The sequence below is a fragment of the Erwinia aphidicola genome, from assembly GCF_024169515.1.
Classification (GTDB): Bacteria; Pseudomonadota; Gammaproteobacteria; order Enterobacterales; family Enterobacteriaceae; genus Erwinia; species Erwinia aphidicola.
Window position 1 is genome coordinate 2377189 of record NZ_JAMKCQ010000001.1, and the last position, 22354, is coordinate 2399542.

General features: G+C 50.6%; 22 protein-coding genes and 1 pseudogene. 16 read left to right on the forward strand and 7 right to left on the reverse strand.

The features are described from left to right. The first annotated feature begins 22 nt into the window (after positions 1-22). Genes J2Y91_RS10980 through J2Y91_RS10995 form a run of 4 tightly spaced genes read left to right on the forward strand, consistent with a single transcriptional unit; the run spans position 23 to position 3109 of the window. On the forward strand, positions 23-586 hold the full coding sequence (locus J2Y91_RS10980; protein ID WP_133624810.1) for a peroxiredoxin: 564 nt from the start codon (positions 23-25) through the stop codon (positions 584-586). Positions 587-610: 24 nt separating this feature from the next. Further along, positions 611-1849, forward strand: a complete 1239-nt coding sequence (locus J2Y91_RS10985) for a protein-disulfide reductase DsbD family protein (protein ID WP_253538293.1) — start codon at positions 611-613, stop codon at positions 1847-1849. Positions 1850-1905: 56 nt separating this feature from the next. Then, positions 1906-2463, forward strand: a complete 558-nt coding sequence (locus J2Y91_RS10990; protein WP_133624806.1) for a sigma-70 family RNA polymerase sigma factor — start codon at positions 1906-1908, stop codon at positions 2461-2463. Beyond that, positions 2450-3109 carry an NrsF family protein gene (locus J2Y91_RS10995; RefSeq protein WP_133624804.1) on the forward strand — a complete coding sequence of 220 codons (660 nt, stop codon included), beginning with the start codon at positions 2450-2452 and terminating at the stop codon, positions 3107-3109. Before J2Y91_RS10990 ends, J2Y91_RS10995 begins: the two co-directional genes overlap by 14 nt. A gap of 106 nt (positions 3110-3215) precedes the next feature. Here the strand turns inward: J2Y91_RS10995 and yjjJ are convergent, their stop codons facing one another. From yjjJ to J2Y91_RS11020, 5 genes are all read right to left on the reverse strand, one after another. Beyond that, positions 3216-4520, reverse strand: a complete 1305-nt coding sequence (gene yjjJ / locus J2Y91_RS11000; RefSeq protein WP_133624802.1) for a type II toxin-antitoxin system HipA family toxin YjjJ — start codon at positions 4518-4520, stop codon at positions 3216-3218. Positions 4521-4982: 462 nt separating this feature from the next. After that, positions 4983-8111 (reverse strand): DEAD/DEAH box helicase, encoded by a 3129-nt coding sequence (locus J2Y91_RS11005; RefSeq protein WP_133624800.1) that lies wholly within the window; start codon positions 8109-8111, stop codon positions 4983-4985. Continuing rightward, positions 8108-9439 carry an EH signature domain-containing protein gene (locus J2Y91_RS11010; RefSeq protein WP_133624798.1) on the reverse strand — a complete coding sequence of 444 codons (1332 nt, stop codon included), beginning with the start codon at positions 9437-9439 and terminating at the stop codon, positions 8108-8110. The genes J2Y91_RS11005 and J2Y91_RS11010 overlap by 4 nt, the downstream gene beginning before the upstream one ends. Then, complete coding sequence (locus J2Y91_RS11015) at positions 9436-10299, reverse strand: OmpA family protein (RefSeq protein ID WP_253538297.1); 864 nt, start codon at positions 10297-10299, stop codon at positions 9436-9438. The genes J2Y91_RS11010 and J2Y91_RS11015 overlap by 4 nt, the downstream gene beginning before the upstream one ends. Then, positions 10296-12332 (reverse strand): hypothetical protein, encoded by a 2037-nt coding sequence (locus J2Y91_RS11020; protein WP_133624794.1) that lies wholly within the window; start codon positions 12330-12332, stop codon positions 10296-10298. The genes J2Y91_RS11015 and J2Y91_RS11020 overlap by 4 nt, the downstream gene beginning before the upstream one ends. 371 nt (positions 12333-12703) lie before the next feature. On the opposite strand from J2Y91_RS11020, the pseudogene J2Y91_RS11025 reads away from it, so the two are divergent. Next, positions 12704-12988, forward strand: a pseudogene (locus J2Y91_RS11025) (type I restriction-modification system subunit M N-terminal domain-containing protein); the annotation flags it as partial. Positions 12989-13257: 269 nt separating this feature from the next. On the opposite strand, the gene J2Y91_RS11030 reads toward J2Y91_RS11025, so the two are convergent. Together J2Y91_RS11030 and J2Y91_RS11035 are read right to left on the reverse strand one after the other, a co-directional pair. Next, positions 13258-14295, reverse strand: a complete 1038-nt coding sequence (locus J2Y91_RS11030; protein ID WP_253538303.1) for a phage integrase — start codon at positions 14293-14295, stop codon at positions 13258-13260. Next, on the reverse strand, positions 14295-14870 hold the full coding sequence (locus J2Y91_RS11035) for a phage repressor protein CI (protein WP_253538306.1): 576 nt from the start codon (positions 14868-14870) through the stop codon (positions 14295-14297). The genes J2Y91_RS11030 and J2Y91_RS11035 overlap by 1 nt, the downstream gene beginning before the upstream one ends. 132 nt (positions 14871-15002) lie before the next feature. Between J2Y91_RS11035 and J2Y91_RS11040 the strand changes: the two genes are divergently transcribed. From J2Y91_RS11040 to J2Y91_RS11090, 11 genes are all read left to right on the forward strand, one after another. Then, positions 15003-15266, forward strand: a complete 264-nt coding sequence (locus tag J2Y91_RS11040; RefSeq protein ID WP_253538310.1) for a hypothetical protein — start codon at positions 15003-15005, stop codon at positions 15264-15266. A gap of 30 nt (positions 15267-15296) precedes the next feature. After that, positions 15297-15806: a phage regulatory CII family protein gene (locus tag J2Y91_RS11045; protein ID WP_133624788.1), complete on the forward strand. Its 510-nt coding sequence runs from the start codon at positions 15297-15299 to the stop codon at positions 15804-15806. A 7-nt stretch (positions 15807-15813) separates the two neighbouring features. Further along, positions 15814-15999, forward strand: coding sequence for a phage filamentation protein Fil family protein (locus J2Y91_RS11050; protein ID WP_133624786.1), 186 nt, complete (start codon positions 15814-15816; stop codon positions 15997-15999). Continuing rightward, complete coding sequence (locus tag J2Y91_RS11055) at positions 15999-16331, forward strand: hypothetical protein (RefSeq protein ID WP_253538313.1); 333 nt, start codon at positions 15999-16001, stop codon at positions 16329-16331. The genes J2Y91_RS11050 and J2Y91_RS11055 overlap by 1 nt, the downstream gene beginning before the upstream one ends. Before the next feature lie 65 nt (positions 16332-16396). Next, complete coding sequence (locus J2Y91_RS11060; RefSeq protein WP_253538315.1) at positions 16397-16624, forward strand: DUF2732 family protein; 228 nt, start codon at positions 16397-16399, stop codon at positions 16622-16624. Beyond that, positions 16624-16851, forward strand: coding sequence for a TraR/DksA family transcriptional regulator (locus J2Y91_RS11065; RefSeq protein WP_253538318.1), 228 nt, complete (start codon positions 16624-16626; stop codon positions 16849-16851). Before J2Y91_RS11060 ends, J2Y91_RS11065 begins: the two co-directional genes overlap by 1 nt. Continuing rightward, the gene (locus J2Y91_RS11070; RefSeq protein ID WP_253538321.1) at positions 16848-17678 is read left to right on the forward strand and encodes a DNA adenine methylase; all 831 of its coding nucleotides are present in this window, start codon (positions 16848-16850) and stop codon (positions 17676-17678) included. The genes J2Y91_RS11065 and J2Y91_RS11070 overlap by 4 nt, the downstream gene beginning before the upstream one ends. After that, entirely contained in the window at positions 17675-19966 is a 2292-nt protein-coding gene (locus J2Y91_RS11075) for a replication endonuclease (protein WP_253538324.1), read from the forward strand. Before J2Y91_RS11070 ends, J2Y91_RS11075 begins: the two co-directional genes overlap by 4 nt. A 112-nt stretch (positions 19967-20078) precedes the next feature. Further along, on the forward strand, positions 20079-20267 hold the full coding sequence (locus J2Y91_RS11080; RefSeq protein WP_253538326.1) for a hypothetical protein: 189 nt from the start codon (positions 20079-20081) through the stop codon (positions 20265-20267). A 275-nt stretch (positions 20268-20542) separates the two neighbouring features. Beyond that, positions 20543-21364 carry a hypothetical protein gene (locus J2Y91_RS11085; protein WP_253538341.1) on the forward strand — a complete coding sequence of 274 codons (822 nt, stop codon included), beginning with the start codon at positions 20543-20545 and terminating at the stop codon, positions 21362-21364. A gap of 3 nt (positions 21365-21367) precedes the next feature. Beyond that, positions 21368-22084, forward strand: coding sequence for a hypothetical protein (locus J2Y91_RS11090; protein ID WP_253538343.1), 717 nt, complete (start codon positions 21368-21370; stop codon positions 22082-22084). The last annotated feature ends 270 nt before the right edge of the window (positions 22085-22354 follow it).

Below are 22354 nucleotides of genomic sequence, written 5' to 3' on the forward strand. Positions count from 1 at the left end.
TTTTTCATACTGGAGAAACAACATGCGTTACAAAACCTCGTTAAGTACGCTGGCTGCCGCAGCCGTTCTGAGCCTGACACTGCCCGTCACCTCCGCGCTCGCCGCGCTGCAGGTGGGCGAGAAAGCCCCCGATTTCAACCTGAGCGCTGCGCTGGCGGGTAAAGCCACCACCTTTAATCTGCAGCAGGCGCTGCAAAAAGGGCCGGTGGTGCTCTACTTCTTCCCGGCCGCCTTCAGCGCGGGCTGCACGCTGGAAGCGCACGCCTTTGCCGAAGCGACCGATGAGTTCAAAAAACAGGGCGCCACCGTGATTGGCGTCACCGCCGGCAACGTTGATCAGATTGCTAAATTCTCCCAGCTTGAGTGCCGCGACAAGTTCACCGTGGCCGCTGACCCGGGCGCGAAAGTGGCCGCAGAGTATAAAAGCACCATGGAGATGAAAGGCCAGACCCTCTCTGACCGTACCTCTTACGTGATTGCGCCCGATGGCAAAATCCTGCTGAGCTACACCGATAAAAACCCGGACGCGCATATCCAGAAAGCGCTGGACGCGGTGAAAAAATATCGTCAGGCCAACCCGGCTTAACTTTCTAACCTGAGTGGGTTCATCATGCTGACTGCCATCGCCGCCGCCTTCCTTGGCGGCATTATTCTCAATCTGATGCCGTGCGTGTTTCCGGTTGTCTCGCTGAAGGCGCTGAGCCTGATCCGCCACCACGACAAGCCCGCCCAGGCGCGCGCGGAAGGGCTGGCGTTTCTGGCGGGCGTGGTGGTCACCATGCTGCTGCTGGTGGGCGTACTGCTGCTGGCCCGCTCCGGCGGCTCGGCGGTGGGCTGGGGCTTCCAGCTGCAGTCGCCGCTGGTGATTGCGCTGCTGATCCTGGTGATGCTGCTGTCGGCACTGAATCTGTTCGGCCTGTTTGAAGTGGGGATGTCGGTGCAGCGCGTCGGCGAAGTGGGCAGCGGGCGCGGCGGTCTGACCGGCTCGGCGCTGACCGGGGCGCTGGCGATTATCGTCGCCACCCCGTGCAGCGCGCCGTTTATGGCCAGCGCGGTCGGCTATGCGCTGACCCAGCCGCCCGCCGTCAGCGTGGTGATCTTTATCGCGCTGGCGCTCGGTTTTGCCGCGCCCTTCACTCTGGTCTCCTTCTTCCCGCTTCTGGCACGCGTGCTGCCAAAACCGGGCACCTGGATGGTGACGCTGAAGCATGCGCTGGCTTTCCCGATGCTCGCTGCGGTGGCGTGGCTAATCTGGGTGCTGGAGCGCCAGGCGGGATCGGCGGCGCTGGCGGCGATCCTCGGCTGCTGTCTGCTGGTGAGCTTTGCCGCCTGGCTGTATGGCATGGCGCAGAAACGCCGTATGATGGGCCAGCGCCACTGGGCGCTGCACATTGCTACCGCGCTATTTATTTTGCTGGCGGTGCCGCCGCTGGCTAACCTTAAAGCGTCGGCGGATGAGCCAGGCAGCGCGCAAGCTTCTGAAGCCGCCGCCGCCGTGGCGTGGTCCCCGGCCAACGTCGATGCGATTAAAGGGCAGGGCAAACCGATCCTGGTGAACTTTACCGCGTCATGGTGCATTACCTGCCAGGTGAACGACCGCACCTCGCTGTCGACCCAGGCGGTGAAGGCGGCAATGGCGCGTACCGATACCATCTATATGGTCGCCGACTCGACGAAGTACAATCCGGACGTGGAGCAGGCGCTGAGTGATTTTGGCCGGGGTGGATTACCACTCTACGTGGTTTATCCGGCCGACGGCGGTAAGCCGGTGGTGCTGCCGCAGGTGCTGACGCCAAACATTGTGATTTCGGCGCTCGATAAAGCGACAGCCGGCGCAAAAAAAACGTAAACAGACGGGAGTAAACCTCTGCGTAATGCGATGCCTTAAGTTTCTCAGGTCAGGCAATGGCGGACACTGACGCCCGCGCGCGGTTATGGCCAGCACTCATGGCCCGTGCCCAGGCAGGCGACAGAGACGCCTATAACCAGCTGCTGAAAGCGATGGTGCCCGCCATCCGCGGCTTCGTGCGCAAAAAAATCGCCGATGAGGCGCTGATTGAGGATGTGATCCAAGAGACGTTAATGGCGATTCACCGCGTGCGTCACACCTACGATCCGCAGCGCCCGATCCTGCCGTGGGTGGCGGCGATCAGCGCGGCGCGGGCGATTGATGCGCTGCGCCAGCGCGGGCGCCGCCACGAAGTGCAGGACGACGAAGCGCTGCAGCAGCAGCCCGCCCGTGAGGGGGCTTATGTCACCACCGAGGGTGAAGAGCTGAACGGTTATCTCGGCAGCCTGCCGCTGCGCCAGCGGGAGATTGTTGAGTCCGTTCATCTGCGCGAGCAGAGCCTGGCGCAGGCGGCGGCGCAGAATAATCTGTCGGTCCCGGCGGTGAAATCACTGTTGCATCGCGCAATGCTCAACCTACGTAAATACGGAAGCGGTAATCATGAGAAATCATGACCATCTGATCGACAAACTTAGCGGCTCAGCCCGCCCGGTGAAGCGCACCTGGCCGACCGGCTGGCGCGTGGCTGCCTGGATCGCGGCGGTGCTGCCGTGCGGCACGCTCAGCAGCTGGGCGCTGCACACCCGCTTCACCGACTGGACGCAGAGCGGGGCGCTGATGGCGCTCGCCACGCTGCTGCTCTCGCTGATTATCGGCGCCAGCACAATCGCCGGGGCCTTTAACCTCAGTATCGCCGGCCGCAGGCCGCTCGGGCTGCGCTGGGCCGCGCTGCTCGCCGTGCTGTGGCTGGCGCTTAACCTGCTTAACACCGCACCCACTGCCGCCGTCCCGCAGCATGGCCGCTTCGGCGAGGGCATCCACTGCTATCTGTTTATGCTCTCCGCCAGCCTGCCGATGATCGTCATCTCCATCATCAGCCTGCAGCGCACCCGTTCGCTCTATCCACGGCAAAGCCTGGCGCTGGCCGGCTGCGGCATCGCTTTTATGTCCTCGATGCTGCTGTCGCTGTGCCATGAGATCCACCTGCACGTGCTGGACTTCGCCATGCACCTCGCGGCGGGCGTGACGATTGTGGTATTGACGGTGGTGCTGGGGAGAAGGTGGATTGGGGTGGGTGAAGTCAGTAAACCCCGTCTTTAAGAGTTTTAAGGCCTTTATCGACCCTGTGAAAACGTCAAAAAAGCCATCGTGACAGGTGGCTTAATCAGCTGATTTAAAAATAATCCCCCAAAGCTGCACGCACATTTTATCCCAGGCGGGCGATACGCGATCTGGCTTCGTCAAGGTGATGGCGCAATGCGTCAAGGCACGGGGCGAAACGGGGGGAGAAGCGGCTGCAGCCGCTGGCGGCAGCATAGAAGCTTTCGGCCAGCTCCAGCGCCTGCTGCCAGATATCCCCGCTAATCACCTGCGGCAGCGATACCGGGCGCAGCGCGTTTACGATTGCGCCCCCCGCTCTGGGGGCAAACCCCATCGGCAGCATGTCGTAGGCGGGCGCGAGGTGATAAGGGCGACCATGAACGCTGATGAACGACAGGTTTCCGTGGTGCATGTCGGTATTACCAATCAGCGTCCCGAATGCCCAAAGCCGGGCGGTGCCGGCAGCGGCTTCTGGCTGAACATGTCCTGCGGCGACAAGGCTGTTCACCAGATCGGGCCAGCCAGCCCTGGCATTGCCGACAAACTCTGCATCGAGTGCCCGCAGCGAGAAGACGCCAATACGGCCCAGTTTGCCCACGCGGTCGAAGCGGGGGATCTCAAGGAAGCGCTGACCAGCAAAATCTACGATCTCTGTTGCTACCCCAACCACTCTCAGCGCCAGGTGCTCGGCCAGCAGCAGATCGCGCCAGCGTTCGCTAACCGGGTTATCGTCCAGAGCCGAAAATTTCACTAATACGTGACCACGATCCGTATAGGTGCAGAACTTAGGCTGCTCACCGCCAGCAGATGACCCTGGCGCTTCACCGGCCCCTGCCGCCAGCGCCAGCGCGGGATACGCTATGGCGCGCTCAAGCGGGGTGGGCTCCGGCATCTCGAGGAAGCGCTCCCGCGCCTGCTCGCCAATCAGCAGATTGCCGATAGCATCATGACCCTGGGCGAGCAATGCCCTGACCACATCCGCGTCTGTCCACTGTTCTGGATTCGCGGGCAGGCCGAGTTCGGCCGCATACTTTGATGCATAGGCTCGCCCGAGGTACCCCTGCGGACGCATATCAAACAGCCACCAAGGCAGTCCGTCGCTATGAAGGCTCACGCCGTCACTCTGCATCATGACAAACCCTTCCGGACGAACCGGAATAAGCTCGCCAAGAGGCCTGACGCGCCCTCCATCGCTGATACGGTAAATGGGGGCAGATCGGAATCCGCGCCAGGCATCATGCAGGGCATACTGAATAGATGGACCCGCTCCGATTCGCACAATCTCCTCGCCGAGAGTCCGCAATGCACGGGACAGCGTTGGCTGGCTAATACCCATTATTTCAGTCAGTTGCCGGGAAGTCATCGGCCCCTGGTTGAGCAACTGGCGTATCCTGTCAGAGCGTTCTGGCATAAGGTTGAATCACTTTGTGAATAGGTAGATGAATAGATAATCTATCAGTTAAATATTAACCAGTCACTATCCGGAGAGGGCAGAGGGAGAACGGGGCGACACTTTTGCGACACTTTCTGTAGCCAACAAAAAAGCCACCCCTTTCAGGATGGCTTAATTATATGATTCTAAAGCTAAAATCTGGTGGCCCCAGCTGGACTTGAACCAGCGACCAAGCGATTATGGGTTCCTACCGGAACGACCAAAAATCAATGGATTGTATTATTTATCATTGGCATAGATTGCCATTGTTTGCCAATGATTCACCATCGTTCGCTGACCTGCCCCCAGGATTAGATACAACGCTCACTCAGTAATGTCGGATCTTTGTCCCGCTCCCCGTATGTAATCCGTTCATAATCAGGAATAACCGGAGTAGCTCATCCTTGTTATCCTCTTTTAAATAGTAAGCAAATTACTAAGCTAACTGATTCGATATGATCCGTCGTCCATTCGTGTACCATCAGTTTCAGCATCTCTTTCAAACATCATTCGGATGCTTGTTTCTAACATATCTCCATTCGCCTCAGACCTGTCTTTTCTTAAAGCTGCCTGTAGCTGTGCGATATCACCAGCACTATCACCCATTGGCCAGAGGGCCGCTCGCGCTAAGCTTCGTTTACGTGACATCAGCCCCTGGAGTAAGCAGTCGAAAGAGTGTTCCTGATAGCCAGTGTGTATTGCCATTGGCATATGAATCTGGACTGGATGCTGTTGGCCGATACGATGTACACGGTCATTACATTGCTCTTCAACAGCAGGGTTCCACCAGCGAGACAGGTGAATGACATGTGTTGCGGCAGTCAATGTTAAACCCGTTCCTGCCGCTTTAGGGCCGAGCACCAGCAAGTCGAAGCCACGATCTTGCTTAAGATGCTGCTGGAATCGGCGCACAATGATCTGACGCTTTTGAATGGGCGTAGCGCCGTTGATATGATCAATATGCTCAAGGCCGAATTCCTGGCGAGCCAGTTCCATAAATCGGAACTGCATCTTGCGGTGTTCGATGAAAACCAAAACACGCTCACCTTTTGCTTTAATACGATGCAAAATCTCAAAACATGCATTAAGACGCGCAGAGGCATCGATAAAACTTTGATTGTCGCCGCTCATTTCCATGGCCGGATGCACTGAAACACCGCGTATATGCTGCAGCATTTTGAGTGCTGCGCCAGGGCCACCCTGAGAAAGTTTTAAACGAGCCGTTTCGTAGGCAATAGCTTGTCCTTCCGGCATCAGGCGCGGATGAAGAAAGCGTGTTTTTGCAGGCAGCTCTTTCGCAACATCTTCTTTTAAACGGCGGAACGCTAAAGGTGGCAGTTGATTGCGAGGTGCAAAGACTTGTTGATACAGCTGAAGCATATTCTGTTCATCAGGTTCGCTATACAGGCTGTTGAAATTACGCAACGTATCCAGAGAACTGGGGGCCAATTGGTCCATGACCGCCCATAGATCGGTCGTGGTATTTTCAATCGGTGTGCCTGTCAGGCCAATTCGATAGTTAGCATTGACGGCGCGGGCGGCGCGAGCTCGTAGCGAGTCAGGATTTTTGACCGCCTGTATTTCATCAAATACCACGGCCGAGAAATGGATTTTCGCAAAAGAGTGCTGGTAATTAGTTAGCGTTGTATAGGTCGTTAGTATCCAGAAACGATGGCCTTTTCCTTCCTTGACTGACTCATGCAACTGCTGAAAATTCAGTAAGGTATTGCCATCTTTTGTCTCGACACCTTTAGCATCGAAATTTTTATACTGGCTTAGCGATGAACCATAGAGGCGCAGCAAATGGCCAAGTCCGTCACTATCAGTGTGCTGCCTGACCTCAGCATCCCAGTTTTCCAGCAATGATGTAGGAGCAACAATAAGTATTGGCCCGCGCTCTTTATTGCTGGCACTGCTGACGTTATTGTTCTCTTTCAACCAGCGTAGAAATGCGATGGTTTGAAGTGTCTTACCTAAGCCTTGCTCATCTGCGTTCAAAATGCCTGGCATGCCTGACTTCCATGATGAAAGCTGCAAGCTAAAGCTCTCCAACTGATGCGGTCGCAATGCTGTCTTAACTCCCGCGGGAAGTTGCTCATCAATAAATACAGGACGTTCTTTAAGGTTAGGCTGCCAGAACAGCTCCTCAAAGTTGTCTTTAGTATCCAGGATCACCGTAGCGGGAGGTAGACCATTAACCTCAGACCTATCTTCAATTTCAATTGTTTCCGCTGGACCTTCTATCTCTTTTAGGTCAGCCAAACGCTTTTCTAGCGCGTGCAATGTCTCTTCTGTGGCTTTAACAGGATGAGACGCGATCTCAACTTCATTCTGAGATGCATCTATAGCATTACGCAACTGTTCGCAGACGCTTGCCAGCGCCTGGCTATCCATCGCGGCGATAATGTTGGTCAGGGCATCAGGGATCACCTCAGGCAACCAGGCCGTTTCTCCGGTCATGGGCGTAGAAACAGCACCTTTTCGGTAATGCAAAATTCCTTTAACACGCTCGGAATATTCAACAGTTTCGACAAATGCGGGACCTGCTGCGGCTTCAATTGCTTCTTCTTCGCCTATATCGTCGAGCCCATCCAACTTGCCCGATTGTCTTAAGTATTTTTCAACAGCACTGGTAATAGCAGGTCGTGGGTTTTCAATAAAAGCGCGTCGTTTTTCAGGTGAAGACTTTTGCTTCTCCACCATGACATCAAGAATGGGACGAGCGCTGCGGTCAATGACCAGATAATTGCCTTCACCAACACGGTAAGCGGAAAGCGCACCTTGAGTTCTGACACGTTGTTGGAACCGACGTAACATTTGTTCACTTAGCTCACCTGCAGCCTCGCTAACCGCTTCTCCGCTGCTTTCCAGTTCTTCCAAGTTTTTACCGGAAAAAGGGACGATTTCGAAATCATCAGCCCCATTTGAGCTGGTGGAAATAGAAAAACGATCGGCAATGCGGACTTCTAAACCTTGCATAAAGTCGGTCAGCGAGACACGGACGGCATTGATTTCATGGCCCATCTGGACGCCAGGATCAAGGGCCTGACGGAAGCGCGCCAGCGATTCCCAGTCCGATGCTTCTCCGCCGCCTGGCGTAAAGTTTTCGGCAACCTCAACAGCCTCCATCATCCACAATGGCAACCGGCGCGACCCTTGAGATGTGGATAAAATTGACCCGGTTCGGCGTGGTATTTGGCGAACACCGTTGCGTAGCCATTCATGATGTAGGCAAAAGGTATCGCTTCCGAGTGAGCCTTCGATATCAGTTTTCAACGTCAGATCGACGAGAGGGGGTAGGCCCAGCGTCTGCGCTGTTTCGGCATCCAGTCGGCCTGCCAGATGATGACTCATTACGATGGCGTTATCACTGATGTGTAAAGGTTCACTAAATTCTTCTGCCAGCGCTTTCAGATCGGCGATAGCGAAAGCTAAGGCGCGATCGTTATGTGTCAGGCCAGACAAAGTCGCGGGCCGCTGTCTTTTAAACAGACGATTAATGAGAGTCTGTTTTTCTTCAGCAATATTGAGGGTAATCGCTTCTGCATTATGATTGAAAGCAAATGTCATGACAGATACTCAATTTGTTCACGCACTTTGTCGGTCCAGCTATAGCCGAGATGTGCAATACGAGTTATATCAGGAATATTTCTAATTAAATTTGCATTGTATTTTTCTTGAAATAAAACGGGTGCTTTTTTATCGTCGCTTCGGAAAACATGCACTTTATAACTATGGGAGCCTTCGATAACGATGCATTTGCCAATTTGTAAAATAAGTAATGAAGTGTTATCTCGATAACCTCCAGCAGTTTGATTGCCAAAGTTAAGTGTTGATGAGTCTCTCATTGAGCTTTTTATTTCTTTTGCTTTTCTGGATGCCATATCACTAAATGCTACCCAGGCCGCTGTGATTTTGCCTTCATTATAAAGCCCTAACCAAAACTTACGCCGTGGTTCCCACATATGACTGTCTTCAACTTTTGAAACCACATCCAGAAAGAACAGAATATTCTCGCGTGTCAGCCAGTTTATAATCAAATTCCGGCAAGATTCTTCTACGCTACCCCATACGCCACCGCGACTCAGGCGCGGATCTTCGTACCAGGCTACTAACGTTTCGGTCAGGTAGCGAGAAAGTTCTTCGTCGGGTTGTTTATGCAACCAGTGTGATAACAGCGCGTTGATGGCTTCCGCTGCGCCATTCATCAAAACGCCACTTCGGCCATCGGGTTTTAACCAGGCAAACAGCTTCTCAATAACAGGTCTTTCATTCAACCCAGGTGCCAGTAATGCTATATAGGCCAGATGAGCGTGCGACATTAACCCCGGATCGTGCGGGCGTGTAATACCAAACTGTTTAAGCTCCTTCCATGGCTCATCCATCTCCATCATTCTCTCTGCTAAAGCTTGATGCGCCTGGTGAGCGTTAAAGAAATCGGGTAGTTGCTCGACAATATCTTTCCACTTATCGCTCATATGTTCGCTGGCGATATCAAGGCAGTTTTTAATTTTGATTGTGTGTGCAGAGTCCGGTTCATAACTACGGATATAGGCCGATATCATTGCAGAAATAAAGGGAGCTGAATCCGTAACAATGGTTTCCCGCAGATAAAACTCTTGTAGTACAGCAAATTCTTCTTGAGTTCTGAACTCTTTATCAAACACAATCGGTGCGCCTGAACAGATAAAGGACATTTTTACATCATTCCATTCCCAGCGCTCGACATAACCAAGCAGCTTGCGTAACACTTTTTCACGATCGTGCTCGGAAATTTCTTTAACGACATCGGGCCAGCGCTCATGAACGGACTGCACCTTTACCGTTAAACCTTTTGATACAGCTATTGCTGGCTTGAAGAGGTTTACCGGCTTTAGAAAAACATCGCTTAATTTCATGGCGTATCCTTCTTCAGGGGCTCGATCAGGCGCTTGCGGATGTCTTCAATTTCCGCTGAATTGGCCGGTGTATGCATAATGATGCGGAGATCGATACGGCGATTCATCGCCATATTTTGCGGGAAGTCATTGGGCTTAACCGGACGCATTTTGCCGTAGCCCGCTACAGAAAGAACGGGTTGGCTACGCATATTAAAATGTGCGATCAGGTCTGGCGCTGCGGCAAGCATACTGGTAAACGTGGTGATGGCTCGGTTAGTCGAAAGATTCAGGTTATAAAGATCTTCGCCTTTGGAATCGGTGTGACCCTCAATCTGTACCGCTTCAATAATGGCAAACGAAGGATTGCAGCTTTTATTCCATCCGACGCTTTGGCTGAAGGTATAGCAGGGCAGCAGGGAATCGAGCGTCTTCGCCAATGCTTCGACGATTTTTCGCTTATCGTCGCTTAGCGTATAGCTATTGCTGGTAAACAAACCTTCCCCCTGAAAGCGCAGCGTGCCTTCTTCAGGAATGACATCAACCGGCAATTCAGGAAACGACTGCTTCAGATTATTGCGCAATTGATAGAGTAAGTTGAGTCGGGCAGCAGCAGCCTGCGACATATACTGTTCCAGCGGATCAAGCTGCTTTAACAACGCAATCTCAGCGCGCAAATCCACGATGGTTTTATCGCGTGTTTGTACCGCCTGTTCATACTCATCACGCGGGACAGTGTTCTTATCGTTGTAGCGGCTGGCAAAAAAAGCGAGTAGCACCATGACAATGAAAAGAAAGCTGACCGTCATATCTGTCATCGAGACAAAAACGGACTCTTCTTCCTCTTCATGTGGACGCTTACGACTGGCGTTGGCTCTCATGAGATTCGCCCTTGTTTCGGTGCGAAGTTTTCAGCCTGTTCTACAATACTCTGCATTGTGTCCAGCGCTGGCATGAGTTCCTTCTGCATGGTTTTGACATGATCGAAGAGCGTTTCAACCGATGTAGCAACTTGCTGTTGATAACTGTCGAATGCCTTGCCAAGTTTTTCGTCAATGCTATCCAGACGTTCGCCCTGACTGCGTAAAGCCGCAATCAAAGACTGAAGATTAGTTAGCGTAGATTCAACCGCTCGATGCTGCCCGCCCAACGTTTCTTGCGCAGCTGAAAGCGTCATTGCAGATTGTTCAGCATTGGTTTTTGCGGCTTGGGCGATAGCCGACAGGCTATTCTCACTGCTCTCACGCAGCTGGCGTGTGCTGACTTCTATACGCTCCATCATCGCCCGAATCGGATCGGCGGCGCTGGTCAATGTTTGGGCGGATGTGCGGAAGCTGCCTGAAGCGTTCTCCGAGGCTACAGCACCTTCTTTAATCCCATCAGAAGCTCGTCGTAATGCAGTGCTGGTTTCGGTCAGCATGCCCATTACGTCTTCCAGTTTTTCAGCGATATCAGAAAGAGGAGAAAGCAGTTCGCTGCTGGCTTTCTGGGTCATCGCCTCAGTTGCTTTGGTGATTTCACCTGCGGTATTGCCAAAAGCACCCAGCACTTGTGTTGCTGCCTGGCCAATCGCGTCGCTGGCCTTAGACGCTGATTCCGACATACGCGCCTGCGCCGCTTCAGCCCCCTGTTTCGCTGCAACTTCGAGTTCGGTACGAATACCCAAGGCGGCGGCTTTCATATCAGCAGCCGCTTCGCCCATCGCACGCGCGCCTTCACCGGTATTGTCTTTAATACCCTGCAGGGTTGAATTCATGGTTGCCAGCAGGTTTTCGGCACCCTGATTGAATGCTGACGTAGCCGTATCTGCCGTTTGCTGCATGCCATCACGCAGCGTTTCCACCGCTTGGCCTAAGCGGCCAATCGCGCTTTCCATTTCATTGCCCATTTTTCCTGAGCTTTGATCCATTCGCTCTGCCAGCAATTTGATCTGGTCTCCTGCCAGAGAAATACGTTCGCTGGCTTGTGCCAGAGCCCGTCCGACATCCTCAGAAAAGCGTGAAGAGAGGTTTTGTACCATTTCTCCCACACCATCGTTGCCCAATCGGCTGACTTGTTCGATAACCGGCGTAATTGCCGTACTAATAGACTCAGAGATCGCTTTTGGAAGGTCTTCCCGCAGCGGACGACCAATCTCAGCAGCCATTTCCAGTCCCAGCTTGCGGAAATGCTCGCGGCTCTCGATGGTGGCTTTCAACTGGCGATTAGAAAGATCTTCGAGGCTAATAAACGTCAGACGTTTTTCAATCAGGCTATTGAGGCCATGAACCGCTTTTTCTAAATGTGACGTACCGCGTCTTAAAGCTACGGTAAAGACAATCGAACAGCATAGACCGGTCAGGGACATGATGAACTTTGCAGAGGCGATGGTAAGCAACCCTTCTAACGCCGCGCTACCGCCATCATCCAGCGAGGTACTCATTGAGTTAAGCGCAGAAATGAGGCCTAGGAAGGTAAGAGACAGGCCTATAGTTACAAATAGCCCCGGAACGATACGCCAGAAACCTTGCGTAAAATGCAGGTCATCCAGATTAAAAAACTGACTGGGGCGGACCGCATTGCGTACGACAAGTATGCCATCCTGATCGTCGATCACGTGGGTTTCCCGATACTCATGCCAGGCTTCAGCCACGCTTTTTTGTTCTTCAGTTTTATCGGCTTCAGCAATGCTGGCGTCGATTTCAGCCACATGTTGGCTGAACTTATCTTCAGGCGTGTTTGCAATAATGCTGTGAATACTGCTGAGAGCATTACGGCGGCTTTTTACCAGCTTGCGCCAGCGGACAACGGCAAAGCAAAGCGTGGCAACCAGCAGGATAGTTACAAATCCTGGGGCAGCATCATTTTTTAAAACCGAAGCGATAGACAAAATGCCATTACGCACCAGCACGCCGGGAAGCAGCAGCGAATCCATTTTTTACACCATAGATAACAAGAAGAAGGGAAGTGTTTCTTTTGGGAATACTCTAATAGATTTCACTGTTCTTATCTATATGAACAGCAGGTATTTAAAAGAGATGCGAATTTTAAATATTTAATATTAATAATCAATTGGTTATTGATATTGTGCTCTTGCTATGAGTGATGCATTTAAAGGAAATCATTAGCTTTAAAGGAGGATCATGAAGTAGAGGGGAGTTTTTTAGAGGGAAATTTGTTGCTTGTGCTCACGCACATGCGCTGTATGATTTTCCCCACCTCATTTGTTGTATCTTCCGTTTGCCGTTTCGACAGGTTGTCGACCGTATATGGCAAGTAACGTATTCAACGCTTTTCCGGAATTTTATGTCTGACAATAACTTTTCGCAAACTGCTGCCTTTATCTGGTCAGTGGCTGACCTGCTTCGTGGTGATTTCAAGCGATCTCAATACGGCCGTGTGATCCTTCCATTCACGCTGCTGCGTCGTCTGGAGTGTGTGTTAGTCAAGACTAAAGACGCTGTAGTGGCCAAAGCAGAAGAATTGAAAAACAGCGCACTGCCGGAAGAAGCTAAAGAGAAATTTCTGCTGCGTGCCAGCGGTCTGACTTTCTTTAATGCCTCTGCGATGGATCTTGGCAAGATGGGGCAGGTCATGGCGATATCGAAGCTTTTAAAGGGGAGATAGGAGAGTGAGAGAAGGAGGGGATCGGATAGGGTCGCGCGACACTTTGGCGACACAAAGTTTGAGAAACAAAAAAGCCACCCCTTCAGGATGGCTTAATCGTATGATTCTAAAGCTAAAATCTGGTGGCCCCAGCTGGACTTGAACCAGCGACCAAGCGATTATGAGTACCAAACGTAACCCTCTAAAAACAATAACTTGTAAATAAAATCAGTTGTTTATAGTGCCATGTGATGTCATTCAGTGCCATGAATGACCATCTCCACCGCCATTTCATCGCCAATCTTCGCCAGAGGATTGAACCTTAAAGCCTCTTCTAAATGGTCGGGCGCGAAGTGAGCATATCGCATGGTCATTTTGATGTCAGTATGCCCCAGCACTCTTTGTAGCACTAAGATGTTGCCGCCATTCATCATGAAATGTGACGCGAAGGTGTGACGTAAAACGTGGGTTAGCTGTCCGGGAGGTAACTCGATGCCTGTCCGTTCAATGGCCGATCGGAACGCCCCGTAACAATCACTGAAAAGACGCCCCTTTGACGCGGCTAACAAATCGAATAGTTCTCTACTGATTGGAACCGTTCTGTTTTTTCTGCCCTTAGTTTTTATATATGTGATCTTAAATTTCGTCAGCTGACTACGTTTCAGTTCCTCAGCCTCAGACCATCGTGCGCCCGTTGCCAGGCAGATTTTAACAACCGTTTCTAAGTGGGGGTGTTCATGTTTGCGGCACTCCTCAAGGAGAAGTGGGATCTGCTCGCCGGTGAGGTAAGCCATCTCACTTTCTTCAGTGCGGAACGGCCTCACAGATTTTATCGGGTTATCGCCTTTCCACTCTCCCAGGCGAATGAGTTCGTTAAAGACGGCGCGGAAGTATGCCAGCTCAAGATTCAGAGTACGAGGCGCTACCTTCTTAACGCGGTTGCTGCGAGCAAAGTCACCTTTTAGTCGCCGCTCGCGATAGCGGGAAAACATCTGGGCGTCAAAGTCTCGGGCTAGCGGATTGCCCATGCACTCATAAGCGTGGTGCATAGCTTGTTGACGCCTCAGGCCGTCGCGAAGCGTGACCCCGTGCGCGTCGTACCACGCATCAATCACACCCTTTAAAGTTCGCCGATCTTCTTTGTCATCCTGCCACGGGTGCTGAACAGTATGCTGCTCGAAAGCCAAAGCCTCGCCTTTAGTGGCAAACTTTTTGCGGATCCGCTTACCCTGCGCCCCATTGGGATAAACTTCACAAATCCAGCCCCCGGCAGAGTTCTTGCGCACTGCCATCAGTTAACCTCGCTGTAAATTCCCACTACCCGCCCAAGAGTTTTAATATCCTCAACTGAGCATTCGAAAGGTACTTTTCCACCGGCAACATGCAGTCTTTTGGCTGGGAGCAGGGTCAGCTCTCTGATGCTTGTACTTCCTTCCATATCAACGAGCCATATGCCATCTGAGAGGTTGGCATTCTGATCAATGAAATGAACCTTGCCCTCGGTTCTAACGCAGATTGGTGAAGGAATTGGGTTAGTGAAGAGATGCCTGTCAATGCTCAAAATGGAATTTTCGATTAGAGAACCATCTCTAAGTGTGAACTCTTTGATACCTTCAGGGGCTTTCGCTATGGCCTCAGTTAGGAATTTTGGACCTTCCCCTGTAAGTATCCATTTGATGCTTGCCCCTGTTTCTAGCGAACACTGTATCGCGAAGTCATAAGAGATTGTGCCGCGTGAAAAGCGGTTCTGCAGGGAGCTTGGAGCAATTTTGAAGTGCCTGGCGAGCTGTATTTTCTGCGAAAAACCATACACCTCACACACCCTTTCGAGCAGTTCAACACTGTTCACTTTATCAAGAAGAGTCAATTTATCCCCTTATGGGTATTTACAGTAACTCATAAGGGTAATAGTATTCACCCCTATGGTAACCACTGATGGCATCAATTGGCATTTGTAGGCATTCAGTGGCATTTAATGGCTAATCGGGAATCATGCAATATGGCTAACGAAATTACAATCGTCAAAATCCCTCGTGAGAAGCTCTATCCAGCTGAGTTCGTAGCCCTTGAGAAGGTTTCTCTTCGAACTGTTCGTCGCTGGACTACCGGTGATAATCCTCGCCTTCCTATTGAGAAGCGCTGCATACAAAAGGGCAACAAGAAAGCCACCGGCCGTGTCCGCATTCTTTACCTGCAGTGGAAAGAAAAGCAGGTGCGAGAAGCATTGGGGCATTCGCGTTTTCAAATCGTTGTTGGCGCGTAATTCACAGTATGTGAATTTTGAGGACTGAGCATGTTTGATTATCAGGTATCCAAACAACCGCACTTTGACAACGCCTGCCGCACCTTCGGCCAGCGTCACAACATTGCGCAACTGGCGCGCCAGGTCGGGATGAATGAGCAGACGCTACGTAACAAGCTGAACCCGGATCAGGTTCACCAGCTCACGGCGATGGAAATCACCGTGATCACTGATGTAACTGAAGACCCAACGCTGATTGATGGCCTGCTGGCCCAAATGAAGTGCGGCCCTTCAGTACCTTTAAATGAAGTGAAGGCCGAGCGTATGACCCACTACGTTCTCCAGGCTACTGCGGAGATCGGCAAGGTGGCAGCTGCTGCAGTATCAGGTAAGAAAATGACGCCATCGTGCAAAAGCGCTTTTGTGGAAAATGTTAACGCCGGTATTCGATGCCTTTCGCTGATCGGTTTAAGCGTTCATGCCCGCGTGCAGTCTAATCCCGCTCTTGCAAACACGGTTGATGTGCTGAGTGGTCTTAGTGCGTCAATTGGTCTGAGCTGAGGTGAATATGACAATTTCTGTCGCGCCATTGCTCAAGCGCCAAAGCCCGTCTCCGTCATACGGCCACGGCTGGATCATGGGTAACGAGGGTAAGCGCTGGCACCCGAGCAACAATCAGAAAGCGCTTTTGCGTGAGCTGTCATCTGTGAAGCGCAATTTTATTCAACGTATGTCAAAAGCATGGGGTAAATAATGGCTGTCAATATTCACTCACACCTTGAAGCTGTTAAAGAGCCAATGCCTTTTGAACAGTTTCAGGCACGCCGCCGTCTGCTACGTAAAAATAATGATAATCCAGCGCTACGTTATTTTAATCGCCTGGATGATGATTTTAAGTTTGCTGTTTTGACTGTGGCTAACCGAGAAAAGCCTGCAACATTCAAGCTCGATGAAGTTGGTAAGCAATTTGAAGAATTTGACGAGGCTCGACGCCTGCTAATTATTGGAGCCATGAACAGGATTTCGCGCTGGGGAAAACTGCTACCGCGTTATCTTTCCGCCGCTGACTGCGCACTAACCGAATAACCCAAACATTAAATTAATGGCGTAAACCCGCCGGGCATCCCTTTGCCTAAATCTGGAGTTTTACTATGCAAAATATTGAAAACAAGAAAATGGTAGCCGCAGCTGATGCCGTTCTGGTGCTGCTGAATAAAGCCCGCAACGAGCAAAAGAAAGATCAGGCGCTGGTCGTTTCAATCCGTCTTGAGGCGCTGGCTATCCACGCCCAGCGCAGTGAATTGTCTGCCGTTGAGATTATCGAGCTGCTGCATCAGGAAGCAGGCCGGTTTGAAGCTGCTGCGCAGGAGTTGCACTAATGGCTGACTCAATGGATCTGGTGCAGCAACGCGTTGAGGAAAATCTCGCGCATGCTCTGGCTAAAGCCATCAAGCACCCGACCGCACCGAGTGCTTTCTTTTGTGAAGACTGTGACGCGCCGATCCCCGAAGCGCGCCGCAAAGCACTGGACGGCGTAACGCAGTGCGTCAGCTGCAAGGAAATCAGCGAGCTTAAAGCCACGCATCGCAAAGGAGCTGCGCTATGAACACTGTCTTAAAATGGGTGGGCAGCAAATCGCGCATCATGCCGGAACTGAAAAAGCACCTGCCTATGGGCCAGCGCCTGGTCGAGCCTTTCGCGGGTTCATGCTCGGTCATGATGAATACTCGCTATCAAGAGTATTTGATTGCTGACATCAATCCCGACCTGATTAACATGTATCGTCAGATTAAAGAGCATTCATCTGTATTTCTTGTGCTGGCAACGCAACTTTTCGCTGCCAATAATTCAGAGGCTGAATATTACAAAATCCGTGATGAATTTAATTCGTCGCTTGGCATGACGCTGCTTGACCGTGCTGTGTATTTTCTTTATCTGAACCGTCATGGGCATCGCGGCATGTGCCGCTATAATCGCAGCGGTGATTTCAATATTCCTTTCGGCCACTACAAAAAACCATATTTCCCGCTTGAGGAAATAAAAGCCTTTGCTGAAAAAGCGCAGCGAGCAACTTTCGTCTGTGCCGACTTCACCGAAACCCTGCGGATGGTTAAAGCCGGTGATGTGATTTATTCCGATTCCCCATATCAGGGGACTTTTAGCGATTACCATACCGAAGGGTTTAATGATGACCGACAGTGCCAGCTGGCATCGCTATTATCTGGCGTAGCACAGTCAAATCCCGTCATCGTTTCAAACAGCGATACGACCCGGACCCGCTGCCTCTATGGCGATTTTAAAATCACCCGTATCACAGCCCCGCGAAGCCTAGGAGTTGCTGCAGGAGAAGGAAGAAGCGCCGCTGAAATTATTGCGGTGTCTTTTCCAGCACACAACGTTACGTGTAACTTCAAGCATGAGGCCATAGCATGATTTATGCGTACCCGTGGAATGCTCCACGGGAAGCTATTGCTAAGCCATATCTTGCAACCGCCAATGTCCAACGCCGCGCCCAGATGTTCGCGGCGCTTTCGCATGCGCGCGATCTGCTGGAGGCGCAGCCCTTAATCATCCAGATGGATGTTAAGCGGCGCATGAATGACTTAGAAAAAAAGGAAGGTTTAGCCCGTGCCAATGCGTACCTGACAAAGACATTTGTTGAGCGCACATTGCCACGCGTTGAGCGCGTGAATACCCAGTACCAGGTCGCTGAAATGCATCCCGATATTTTTGGCAAGCTGGCGCAAATCGCTCCAGCCGGCGACCGCGGGGTGGGTGCTGCGAGCATGCTGTGGGAAATTATTCGACGGTTTAACCGCCTTGCGGATATGTCACGTGCCGACGTGGATTTACTGGCCGGTGATGTGGCTAATCTGATTATGGCTGAAATGGCGCAGGCCCATGAGCTGGTCGCCGATGAGTCGGATTATAAATACGCTTTCCAGATTTACATGACGGCAGCGGCCATCACGCGCCAGCTTAATCAGATGCCCCCACTTTGGGAAACGGTCAGTTCTAAATTTTTCTGCCCGGAGGATGTAGCCTCTGCGATTTCCCGCATGAAAACCGAGAAGTGGTGGAAAGGACGCCTGCGCCGCGTTGCTGCAGCATGGCGCGAACACCTGCAGATCGCGCTTGCCAACGTCAGCAAAAAACACACCCCTTACGCCAGTACGATGAACGTGATCGAGTGGCGCGAGCAAAAGCGCCGGACCCGTGAATTTTTGAAGGGGATGGAGCTGGAAGACGAGGACGGGAACCGCATCAGCCTGATCGATAAATATGACGGCAGCGTGGCTAATCCCGCCATTCGTCGCTGCGAGCTGATGACCAGAATTCGCGGCTTTGAAAACATCTGCAATGAGATGGGGTTCGTAGGTGAGTTCTACACCGTCACGGCTCCGTCGCGGTATCACGCCACAATTAAGACCGGCCACCGTAACCGCAAATGGAACGGGGCTAACCCCGCCGAAACTCAGCGCTATCTCTGCAACCTGTGGCAGAAGGTCCGCGCAAAGCTCCACCGCGAAGATATTCGTATTTTCGGCATTCGTGTTGCGGAGCCGCATCACGACGCGACTCCGCACTGGCATATGTTGATGTTCATGCTGCCTGAAAACGTCGACCGCGTGCGTCAGATCATCCGTGACTACGCCTACCAGGAAGACAGTGGTGAGTTGACCACAGCAAAAGCCAGAAAGGCGCGCTTTCATGCTGAGGCGATCGACCCTGAAAAGGGAAGTGCAACCGGTTATGTCGCGAAATATATCTCTAAAAATATTGATGGTTACGCGCTTGATGGCGAGCTGGACGATGAAAGCGGCAAGGCTTTGAAGGATACCGCACCAGCCGTTTCAGCCTGGGCAGCGCGCTGGCACATCCGCCAGTTTCAGTTTGTGGGCGGCGCGCCGGTGACTGTTTATCGGGAACTGCGCCGCATGGCTGACAGTGAAACAGCGCTCGGCTTGAGCGTTGAATTTGCCGCCGTCCACGATGCTGCCGATCAGGGGCAGTGGGCCGAATATGTTAACGCGCAAGGCGGTCCATTCGTGCGTCGTGACGATCTGGCTGTGCGCACCTGGTACCAGCCGGCCGACGAGCTGAACGATTACGGCGAGGAGACTTTGCGCATTAAGGGGGTTTACTCCACTGGCGTTGGTGACGACACGCCAATTCTTACCCGTCTGACGCAGTGGAAGATTGTCCCTAAAAAATCCACTGAGCAGGCTGGCGCTTCAGATGCACCGCTATCGGTTTTGTCAGTTGATTCTGCCTTTGATTTTGTTTTTGACCTTGAGGGCGCGCCCGCGTCCTCTCGGAGTTCTGTCAATAACTGTACGGGGAGATCGGGATCTGAGGATGCGTCGAAACCGGGCGGTGAGCCTCTAAAAGATTTTGAGGATATGAACAAGAGCGAGCGACGGCGTCTGCTTATGAGAATACGAGCAGAGCAACCAGCTAAGGTGGCTGGAACTTACAGGCGCGCTGAAAAAGTCGAAGTGGCATGCTCTAAAGTGATTGTTGAAATTAGAGATCTTACCGGCGAAAGCATAAGCCGGGGATTAGCAATACGCATCCTCGGAGGTACTGAGACTCTTGTAGCAGGTCAGTGGATCAGTAGTACCGCTCAGGGCGAACTTTTGCGACCTGCAAGGAGAGGCGCAGCTGCCGCCATTCTCGCAAGAGTTGATGCTTTGCAAGAGAAGTGCAGGGGAGTTTAAACCAACTGAGGTGTCGTAGGTCGTTCTTGTTGAAAGATAAAAAAACATTTCACATTCAGAGAAAGATTATATACTGTATGTATAACCAGTTGTTTTGTGTGAGGGAGGAAACATGCACGATTGCCTTTTGGAGTCGCTTAAGCTCCAGCGTATTGATTTTTTTATGAAACTTGTTGCTGCTAGTGACTGCAGTGAAGAAGAGAAAGGGTTGGCTATTCAGTGGGTTTCTGAACTCACTGATGAGTTAATGGCGAAGTTGCGAAACTATGAATACAGCCGCCAGATGAGTGAAGCTCAGTAGCAAAATGTAGAGTAACTTTCAGTCGTTGGCTAATTTTAACTCAGGACTTCATTGCGTGTAGAGTTAGTAAAGCTAATTTTTTATTGACTATCTCTACCACTCTACTTTGGCGTTCAAAGTTATGCCTTGCAAGTGCCATCAATTTGTATGGCGTTAAATTTTGGATGTGATCTGACGGTTCGTCTGAACGTTTTTTGAGCGTGACTAAGAAAAAAACATGTGCTAGCTTATAAAACATTCGGTTCATTAATGTTTTATCTTCTAGGATGGAATCTATGCTTAAAGTCAATTTTAATGTCGTGATGCAGAGTGGGCAACAAGATGTTGATATGGATTACGGTGTTGATACACTTGCAGGAACTTCAGAAGTTAGCTGTTTACTATCTGAAGGTATTCTTAATAAAAAAATAATAAAAAGACGCACAACCGTTAATGAAGTTAGGGCGGTTTTGAAGCAAAGTTTCAAAAGCTCATATGGTCAAAACTTTGAATTGATATTTAATAACGAAGAGCATATTAAAGAGCTAAAGAAAATGACTCGCACCGTATTTTCTGAAGTTATGAAATATTTCATTTCAGAGGCCCTCTATCTTGAATCTGAGCAGGTAACACCTAAAGCCGAAGAGGTGATTAATGGTCTTTCGGAAATAGAAGATGAGCTTGTTGATAGAATCAGAAATCCTTTAATAAGAATGCATCAGATTACAGCTAAAAGTGGATATGATGTAAACCTCAATTTTAGCCGTCGTGGTGGTGATTTCAGAATTGCTTCGCTCAATGTTGTTACTGCAAAAAATTTAACTGAATCAAGAATCAATAAAGCTGCAATTTTATTAAAAGCAGCGATAACTCGATATAATACTAGAACTGGTAATGGACGCTTAGTTCTACCAGGGGAAGACAAGACAGTAGCTTTTGGATTTTACGAGAGCATGAGAGATGTTTCAAGAGTGAAGAAAAGGAAGATTTCTGAAAATCTCCATTTGAATGATGGTGTGGCACAAGAGTTTTTCCAATACTTAACGCTTAATGTAAGAGAAGTGAAACTGAATAATGATGAAACTATCAAGTATCTCATTCTTGGCATTCAAGAGTAATATATGAGCTGGGGAGCAGTAGTTTCCGCGTTGTTTATCGCTATTGTCTGGGGAGGATACTTTCTCCATTTCGGCAATGGCGATTTATCCAAATCTACGGAAGTCTGGGGCCAGTTTGGTGATTACGTAGGTGGTGTGATTAACCCGATTCTGAGTTTTGTAACTATAATTTTGCTTATAAACTCTCTCAAAGAACAAAGGGTGTCCAATAAGGTTATTAAGGCAGAATCTATAAGGCAGCGCGAGTTAGAAGATTTCAAAAGGTTTGAAACAAGGTTTTTTAACCTAATTGAGTTCCAAAGGGTTGGTTTTGAATCATTTAAAATTGACTTTGCTGATAAAATCCTAAGGAGCGGTGCGGCGGTCTCATATTTGGAAGAGCTTGTCGTGGAGATGAAAAATAATGAAAATTCCAAGATTGATATAAAAAATTTTCTTGATGAAGTTGATCCTGACGATGATTTTCATTCAATGCTTCGTCGATTTTATCTCATATTGAAACTAATTGATGTTAAGCTTTCTGGTGATGAGAAAGAAGAATATTACGAGGTGTTGGTGAATTTGACTGAATCAAAGTTGCTAGCATTGATTTGTATTTTGGTTTCTTACTTTGATTGGGGTAATGCTGTTTACGTCAAAGCAAGTTCTATATTAAATAGACCAGGTCTGAAGGAATATTCTGCACTTATTGAAGTAGTTGATCATCAAGAGAATGTATGAGTTTTTGTAATCGTTTGTTGTTTTTTCATTGATAGTAATCGTAAAGGGCGCAATTAAAAGCTGTGCATGTTTAGACTGCATGATTCTGCATTCAAAATTACACGCATTTAATCCTTGAGAGGACCAGCATTGGCGCTCTTTCCGATGGTGCATGCAACTGCATTAAAAGCGCCCTATAAAGCGGGCAGGCGTGGCGGGGATAGCATTGCGCGCTGGCCCCTGTAGATGTATGGCTGAGGCGCAGCAGGCCGCACGCTGGCGGGTTATCTG

Coding starts and splice junctions, on each gene's coding strand:
- J2Y91_RS10995 (WP_133624804.1), top strand. CDS start 2,450: ATGAGAAATCATGACCATCTGATCGACAAACTTAGCGGCTCAGCCCGC.
- J2Y91_RS11050 (WP_133624786.1), top strand. CDS start 15,814: ATGACAATTTCTGTCGCGCCATTGCTCAAGCGCCAAAGCCCGTCTCCG.
- J2Y91_RS11070 (WP_253538321.1), top strand. CDS start 16,848: ATGAACACTGTCTTAAAATGGGTGGGCAGCAAATCGCGCATCATGCCG.
- J2Y91_RS11080 (WP_253538326.1), top strand. CDS start 20,079: ATGCACGATTGCCTTTTGGAGTCGCTTAAGCTCCAGCGTATTGATTTT.
- yjjJ (WP_133624802.1), bottom strand. CDS start 4,520: ATGCCAGAACGCTCTGACAGGATACGCCAGTTGCTCAACCAGGGGCCG.
- J2Y91_RS11060 (WP_253538315.1), top strand. CDS start 16,397: ATGCAAAATATTGAAAACAAGAAAATGGTAGCCGCAGCTGATGCCGTT.
- J2Y91_RS11075 (WP_253538324.1), top strand. CDS start 17,675: ATGATTTATGCGTACCCGTGGAATGCTCCACGGGAAGCTATTGCTAAG.
- J2Y91_RS11045 (WP_133624788.1), top strand. CDS start 15,297: ATGTTTGATTATCAGGTATCCAAACAACCGCACTTTGACAACGCCTGC.
- J2Y91_RS11065 (WP_253538318.1), top strand. CDS start 16,624: ATGGCTGACTCAATGGATCTGGTGCAGCAACGCGTTGAGGAAAATCTC.
- J2Y91_RS11055 (WP_253538313.1), top strand. CDS start 15,999: ATGGCTGTCAATATTCACTCACACCTTGAAGCTGTTAAAGAGCCAATG.
- J2Y91_RS11030 (WP_253538303.1), bottom strand. CDS start 14,295: ATGGCAGTGCGCAAGAACTCTGCCGGGGGCTGGATTTGTGAAGTTTAT.
- J2Y91_RS11015 (WP_253538297.1), bottom strand. CDS start 10,299: ATGAGAGCCAACGCCAGTCGTAAGCGTCCACATGAAGAGGAAGAAGAG.
- J2Y91_RS11040 (WP_253538310.1), top strand. CDS start 15,003: ATGGCTAACGAAATTACAATCGTCAAAATCCCTCGTGAGAAGCTCTAT.
- J2Y91_RS11005 (WP_133624800.1), bottom strand. CDS start 8,111: ATGACATTTGCTTTCAATCATAATGCAGAAGCGATTACCCTCAATATT.
- J2Y91_RS10985 (WP_253538293.1), top strand. CDS start 611: ATGCTGACTGCCATCGCCGCCGCCTTCCTTGGCGGCATTATTCTCAAT.
- J2Y91_RS11020 (WP_133624794.1), bottom strand. CDS start 12,332: ATGGATTCGCTGCTGCTTCCCGGCGTGCTGGTGCGTAATGGCATTTTG.
- J2Y91_RS11010 (WP_133624798.1), bottom strand. CDS start 9,439: ATGAAATTAAGCGATGTTTTTCTAAAGCCGGTAAACCTCTTCAAGCCA.
- J2Y91_RS10980 (WP_133624810.1), top strand. CDS start 23: ATGCGTTACAAAACCTCGTTAAGTACGCTGGCTGCCGCAGCCGTTCTG.
- J2Y91_RS11090 (WP_253538343.1), top strand. CDS start 21,368: ATGAGCTGGGGAGCAGTAGTTTCCGCGTTGTTTATCGCTATTGTCTGG.
- J2Y91_RS10990 (WP_133624806.1), top strand. CDS start 1,906: ATGGCGGACACTGACGCCCGCGCGCGGTTATGGCCAGCACTCATGGCC.
- J2Y91_RS11085 (WP_253538341.1), top strand. CDS start 20,543: ATGCTTAAAGTCAATTTTAATGTCGTGATGCAGAGTGGGCAACAAGAT.